Source organism: Duncaniella sp., from assembly GCF_029054785.1.
Lineage (GTDB): Bacteria > Bacteroidota > Bacteroidia > Bacteroidales > Muribaculaceae > Duncaniella.
In genome coordinates, this window is the sequence record NZ_JAIDEN010000004.1 from 1 (window position 1) to 6,834 (window position 6,834).

The 6,834-nt window shown below is 51.6% G+C and carries 6 protein-coding genes; 4 read left to right on the plus strand and 2 right to left on the minus strand.

Annotated features, from left to right (window positions below):
* Position 1: 1 nt before the first annotated feature.
* Entirely contained in the window at positions 2–523 is a 522-nt protein-coding gene (locus tag K2H17_RS00065) for a 30S ribosomal protein S16 (RefSeq protein ID WP_300129998.1), read from the plus strand.
* 143 nt (positions 524–666) lie between these two features.
* Here K2H17_RS00065 and K2H17_RS00070 read toward each other — a convergent pair whose 3' ends face one another.
* A complete protein-coding gene (locus K2H17_RS00070) occupies positions 667–1,359 on the minus strand; it encodes a Crp/Fnr family transcriptional regulator (RefSeq protein ID WP_300129999.1) in 693 nt (230 codons plus the stop codon).
* A 143-nt stretch (positions 1,360–1,502) separates the two neighbouring features.
* Entirely contained in the window at positions 1,503–2,420 is a 918-nt protein-coding gene (locus K2H17_RS00075; RefSeq protein WP_300130000.1) for a transporter, read from the minus strand.
* A gap of 75 nt (positions 2,421–2,495) precedes the next feature.
* Between K2H17_RS00075 and K2H17_RS00080 the strand changes: the two genes are divergently transcribed.
* The 3 genes from K2H17_RS00080 to K2H17_RS00090 all read left to right on the plus strand — a co-directional run bounded on the left by K2H17_RS00080 (position 2,496) and on the right by K2H17_RS00090 (position 6,717).
* On the plus strand, positions 2,496–2,975 hold the full coding sequence (locus tag K2H17_RS00080) for a hypothetical protein (protein WP_300130002.1): 480 nt from the start codon (positions 2,496–2,498) through the stop codon (positions 2,973–2,975).
* A gap of 77 nt (positions 2,976–3,052) precedes the next feature.
* Positions 3,053–4,156 carry a redox-regulated ATPase YchF gene (ychF, locus tag K2H17_RS00085; RefSeq protein ID WP_300130003.1) on the plus strand — a complete coding sequence of 368 codons (1,104 nt, stop codon included), beginning with the start codon at positions 3,053–3,055 and terminating at the stop codon, positions 4,154–4,156.
* 110 nt (positions 4,157–4,266) lie between these two features.
* Positions 4,267–6,717: a glycoside hydrolase family 95 protein gene (locus K2H17_RS00090; RefSeq protein WP_300130004.1), complete on the plus strand. Its 2,451-nt coding sequence runs from the start codon at positions 4,267–4,269 to the stop codon at positions 6,715–6,717.
* The last annotated feature ends 117 nt before the right edge of the window (positions 6,718–6,834 follow it).

Consider the following 6,834-nt stretch of genomic DNA (forward strand, 5'->3'; position numbering starts at 1 on the left):
ACTGCAACGTCATGGTCGCAAGAACTATGCGTTCTATCCTATTGTTATCGCCGATAGCAGGGCACCACGAGATGGTAAATTTATTGAAAGGATAGGTTCTTATAATCCGAACACTAATCCTGCTACAGTAACTTTGAACTTCGAGCGTGCTTTGTATTGGGTTAACGTTGGTGCTCAGCCCACCGACACCGTTCGCACCATCCTCTCAAACGAAGGTGTGCTTCTTATGAAGCATCTTCAGGGTGGCGTTAAGAAAGGCGCTTTTGACGAAGCTGAAGCTCAGCGTCGTTTCGAGGCTTGGAAAGCCCAGAAGCAGCAGAGCGTTGACAAGTTCCGCGCTTCTATGGCCGACAAGAAAGAGCTTGACGAAAAGGCTCGCTTTGAAGCTGAAGTAGCTAAGAACAAGGCAAAGGCTGAAGAAGTAGCCAAGAAGAAAGCCGAAGCTGCTGCCGCAGCTGCCGAGGCTGAAGCTGCCGCAGCTCCTGCTGAGGAAGCTCCCGCCGAAGAGGCTGCCGCTGAATAAGCATTGGCTCCACATCAGGATGGGCCACGGCCCGATCCCACTATGTGAAATGAACAGAGGTTGAATCCCCGTAAAGGATGATTCAACCTCTTTTTTTATGCTTTGCGGAAGTCTGACGGGTGTCCGGCGGGTGAGTCCTGATTTCAGTCCGGCGATTTCAGGAGCACAGACCGGAGTTCGGTGCGGGAAATTACTCTTATTTCTGTGGGGTTGTAGTCGATCAGTCCGCGTTCCTTCATGGATTCGAGGGTGCTGATGAAGGATGAGCGCTGGACGCCGAACATGGAATAGAGGTCGCGCTGCCGGCAGGAGAATACGATGTCTTTTGCATCGCGCTGGGTCAGTGCGATGATCCAGAAGGCAATTCGTTCCTCCAGTGATCCTGAAGTGAGCGCGAGGACTCCGTCAATAGCTTTCTGGGCGTTGGTCGAAATGAAGTTCAGGTAGTTGAAAAGGCAGACTTCGTCGTTGCGGATAATGGAGATTAAATCGTTCTTCTCGATTTCCATTATCGACACTGTGTCTATGGCTGTCACAGATGCGGGAAACAGAGTGTTGCGGCCGAAGAGGAAGTCAGGGGAGATGACCGATGGAGCCTCAAGCGTCTGGCTGACGATAAAACGGTCTGAATTGTTGCGCACTGAGAGACGTACTTTTCCTCCGATCACAAACATGAGACGTGTGCATGGATCTCCCGCCGACACTATCCGTTCGCCGTGGAGAAACTTCAGGAATGACAGCTTTGTGCTGCCGACAATTTCGGATATGCGGTTATAGCTCACGCCATTAAAGAGCGGAAGTCCCATCAGATTCTCATACATGCTGTTAAGTGCCATAGATGTTATGATTTTATTTCTGTCTATATTAACGGTTTTTGGGAGAATTTAGTTTTTTTATTTAACAGTTTTCAGTGTATGCGGCGGGTGTGTGGTGTGTTTGAAGGGCTGTAAGTGTAGGTCTGCAATCATGGATGTGCAATTTATTTCCTGGTGCCGTCGTTGCGCATCTTGAAGTAGAGCTGGGCTGAATTTATGGTGTTTTGCCAGGCCACATAGGCGGCAGGCGCTACTGAAGCAACCGGATGGAGATAGGTCAGTGCCATCCAGATTGCCAGGACGGTGTTCTTCTGTCCGAGGCCCTGGGCTCCGGCAATCTTGTCGCCGCAGCGTCGGCCTATGCGGCGTCCGATCCAGAATTGTGCGCAGCAGACGATTCCGGAGGAGATTGCGAGGATGATCATTTCCGGGATGGCTTCGGCAGGTTCTTCCATGATGAAGCTGACGGCTCGTCCGACGACAATGAAGAGCGAGACGGCCCAGATGTAGAATGAAATTGCTTGTTTTTCTGCGATCGCCTTGTGGATTTTCGGTGCGGTCTTGAGAAGGCAGAGTGCGAGCACCAGTGGGAGGATGATCAGCGGCATGACTTTTGCCGAGATTGTCAGCAGGGTCTCTGTAAACGAAATCCCGGCGTCGCTGCCCATGAGGGTGAAGAGGACCGGGGCGAGGATGGCGACTGTGATGTTGGAGATGATGGAGAATGTGGCCAGTCGCGGAACGCTGCCGCCTAACATTCCGGTGATCACCGGGGCTGCTGTCGCGGTGGGGCAGAACACACAGATGAATGTCCCTTGGGCAACGTCGATGCTCATCGGCCTGATTGCGAAGTAGAGGGCTATGGCGCCGACGATCTGCACGGCGAGAAGTCCCCAGGAGAGGCTTGTCACTCTGAACTCGTGTGGCTTGACACGGCAGAATGTGATGAAGAGCATTATGAAAATGAGGTAGGGGGCGAGAAATTCGATCCGTCCCATGAAATCGTGGAAAATCATCCCGGATATCATGGCTATCGGGAGCATCCAGGGCTTGATGCGTTGACGCAAGAGTGCAAGTTTCATACTGGGGTGCAAAATTAGTAAATTATTCCCGTAAATTTTTGTATGTTTGCAGCCGAAAAAATTATCCCGTAAAATATGGCAGACAATTATCTTGAGAAAAGAATGGAGGAGTACCGGGCCGGAAAACTGGCTCCCAAAAGCAGTCGCGCAGTCGCGGCTGTTGCCAGGCATAGGCCCGGAGATGTTGTGTTGGCTTTCCCTCAGATGAGCGCATTGGTGTTGTGTGAGGATGCGGCTCTTGTGGATCTCGTGGCCAAATCATTCCGCAAGGCCGGTTTTCAGTTGGCTTTCTGCATGGCTGATTCTCGCGAGGGAACACGCATAGCCCAGTCTGCCGGCTGCCGGTTCTATCCTTATGCTGCGTCCGATGCTGAGAAAGTCGGACGGGCGGTCGATGACCTTGTCAGTCGTTGGGGTAGGGTTGATGTCGTGTTGGATCTCCGGGATGTGGAGTGTTGCGGTTTCGGCGAGGCCGTCGGAAATGTGGTGTCGCTTCTACTTTTTCATTCGCATCCCGATTTCAGCCTGGTCGCTTCGACGGAAGTGAATGTTTGAGGTGTGGGATTTTTTGATTACCTTTGTGCGTTAATTTTCAATAGAATCAACTTAGTATATAAACTTATCATTATATCATGGCACTTCAATGCGGCATCGTAGGACTTCCCAATGTCGGTAAGTCAACATTGTTTAACTGTCTGTCAAACGCTAAGGCCCAGTCGGCAAACTTCCCATTCTGCACGATCGAGCCGAATGTCGGTGTGATCACCGTTCCTGACGCCCGTCTCAATAAGCTTGTCGATATGTGTCAGCCGCGTAGTGTGGTGCCTGCGACTGTCGAGATCGTCGATATCGCCGGCCTTGTCCAGGGAGCGAGCAAGGGTGAGGGTCTTGGCAACAAGTTTCTGGCCAATATCCGTGAGACGGATGCGATCCTCCACGTGCTCCGTTGCTTCGATGATGACAATGTCACTCATGTCCACAATACTGTCGATCCTGTCCGCGATAAGGAGATCATAGATTATGAATTGCAGCTCAAGGACCTTGAGACTGTTGAAAGCCGTATGGCCAAGACTCAGAAACAGGCTCAGACCGGAGGTGACAAGGTTGCCAAACTGCAATATGAGGTCCTGAAAAAATATTATGATGCGCTCTCTCAGGGCAAACCGGCCCGTACCGTCGTGCTGGAGACTGTCGACGAACAGAAGTTCGCTCATGATCTCTTCCTGCTGACCAGCAAGCCGGTGATGTATGTCTGCAACGTCGATGATGCCTCTGCTGTCAGCGGCAACAAGTATGTCGACGCTGTCCGTGAGGCGATCAAGGATGAGAATGCCCAGTTGCTGATTGTGGCTGCTCAGACTGAAAGCGAGATTGCCGAGCTTGACACCTTTGAGGAACGTCAGGAATTCCTTGCCGAGATCGGTCTTGAGGAGTCGGGTGTCGCACGTCTGATCCGTGCGGCTTATGCGCTTCTCAATCTTCAGACATTCTTTACGGCCGGTGCCGATGAGGTCAGGGCCTGGACTTTCATGCGTGGCAGCAAGGCTCCGCAGTGTGCCGGCGTGATCCATACGGATTTCGAACGCGGTTTTATCCGTGCCGAAGTCATCAAGTATGACGATTATGTGGCTCTCGGAACAGAAAGTGCTGTCCGCGACGCAGGCAAGATGGCTATCGAAGGCAAGAACTACATCGTGCAGGACGGTGATATCATGCACTTCCTGTTCAATGTCTGATGTCCCTCAATCGGATCTCTCCTCAAACACTTTTTTTGATTTGACTATATCAGGTCTCGCATCTGAGGCCATCTGCAATAATTTACTTACCTGACAAAAAATAGAGTACCATGAAAAATACTCTCCTCGCCATCTGTTTTGGCGCTGCGGCTATCTTTGCCGCGGAAGCGAAAGATAACAGACTGACACTGCATTATGACCGACCGGCAAAGTTTTTTGAGGAGGCATTGGTCATAGGCAACGGTAATCTTGGCGCTATAATATACGGTGGAACTGCTGAAAACCGCATTTCGCTGAACGACATTACTTTGTGGACGGGCGAGCCGGAAAGAGGGGTGACCACCCCGGATGCCTATAAGGCTATTCCGGAAATACGTGCCGCCCTCGACAGAGGCGATTATCGTGCGGCTGATTCGCTCCACATGAAAGTCCAGGGGCATTACAGCGAGAATTATCAGCCCTTGGGACAACTTACAATAAGCTATGACGGGGCGCCTGACAGCGTTGCCGTCTATGAGCGTGTGCTTGATCTGAACACCGCGACGGCTCAGGACCGTTTTGACTACGGGAGGAAAAATTTCGAGCGGAGCTATTTTGCTTCGGCTCCTGATTCGGTAATCGTGGTCACGTTGCGGTGTTCGAAGCCTTTCACTGCTACTCTCAGACTCTCGTCGCAGCTCCCTGCGGAAATCTCCGCTACAACGATCATCCCGACAAAACTTCCGTCGAAAGAGCCGATGCAAGGCGAGCTGCGCTCACTCGGCCACGCAGCCTATCTTTCGCTGCCCGGTTACACATCTTTTGACGAAAAACTGAAATATGATCCGGAACGCGGGACGCGCTTCTGCACACTGGTCAGGGCCGTGCCTGTCGGCGGGGGAGAGGCTGTGACAGGGAAAGACGGTTTGCTGACGCTGAAAAATGTCCGCGAGGCAGTGCTGTATATCACCAATGTGACAAGCTTCAACGGGTTTGACCGTGATCCGGTGAAAGAGGGGCGCGATTATGTCACTTTGGCTGAAAAGCGCATTGAAAATGCCGTGGCCAAAGGAGCCGAGCGAATCCGTGAAGATCATCTTGCCGATTACAGCAGGCTGTTTTCACGTGTGGAACTCGATCTTGGATCTACCCCCGATTCCGTCGCGGCACTTCCGACTGATGTTCAGCTGAAGCGTTACACAGACCTTAAAGAGCTTAATCCCGATCTTGAGGAACTGTATTTCCAGTACGGACGCTATTTACTGATCTCCTGCTCGCGTACCCAAGGGGTGCCCGCGAATCTTCAGGGTTTGTGGAATGAATATCTGCTTCCGCCGTGGAGCAGCAATTATACCACTAATATAAATGTAGAGGAAAACTACTGGCCTGCGGAGATCACCGGTCTTGGCGAACTCCATGAAACGGCACTTCTACCTTGGATAAAAAATCTTTCCACGAGTGGAGAGCGCACCGCCCGTCATTACTATGGCGTGTATCGCGGGTGGTGTCTCGGTCATAATTCAGATATATGGGCAATGACCAATCCTGTCGGACTGAATAGTGGCGATCCCACATGGGCCAACTGGAATATGGGTGGCGCATGGCTTGCAAGCCACATTTGGGAGCATTATCTTTTCAGTCAGGACTCGTCATTCCTGGCGGAATACTATCCTGTTCTCAAGGGTGCGGCTGAATTCTGTCTGGGATGGCTTATTGAGAAGGACGGTCGTCTGATCACATCGCCCTCCACTTCACCGGAGAACAACTATGTTACCCCGGAGGGCTATTCTGGCGCTACATTCTATGGTGGAGCAGCAGATCTGGCAATGATACGCCAGTGCATCATGGATGCCCGCGATGCCGCCGAGGCTTTGGGAGTGGATGCCGGTTTCAGGGCAGAGGTTGATTCCACACTTCAGCGTCTCTATCCTTATCAGATCGGTCATAAGGGCAATCTTTCCGAATGGTATTTTGATTGGGAGGACCGGGATCCGACCCACCGTCATCAGTCTCACCTCTACGGTCTGTTTCCCGGACGTCATATTTCTCCGGATTCCACTCCGGCTCTCGCGCGTGCGTCCGCGCGTACATTAGAAATAAAGGGTGACAATACAACCGGGTGGAGCACCGGATGGCGTGTCAACCTGCTTGCGCGTCTGCTTGACTCGGAAGGAGCCTATCACATGTATCGTCGCTTGCTCCAGTATGTGAGTCCTGACAATTATGAGGGGCCTGACAAGCGGAAGGGTGGGGGGACTTACCCGAATCTGCTCGACGCACATGCTCCGTTTCAGATCGACGGCAACTTTGGCGGAACAGCTGGAGTGGCAGAAATGTTGCTCCAGTCAACGCCTGAAAAAATAATTTTGCTACCTGCTCTTCCCGAACAATGGGTGAATGGAACTGTGAAAGGCTTGCGCGCAAGAGGCGGATTCACGATAGATATGGAGTGGAAAGACGGAAAATTGACATCGGCTACGATCTATTCTTCAAATGGAGGAAGCACTGTTGTAGTGCTCCCTGACGGGCAAAAAAGGCCTGTAAAACTCGAAAAAGGGGGTAAAACTGCGTTTAATTGTTAAATTTTCGTTAAAATACCCATGAAAATTTGGAGGGAATGTGGGAAATGTCTACCTTTGCACTCGCTTTTGAGAAGCAAGGCCTACGGCGGTAGAGCTTAAGAGAGAATAACAAATCTG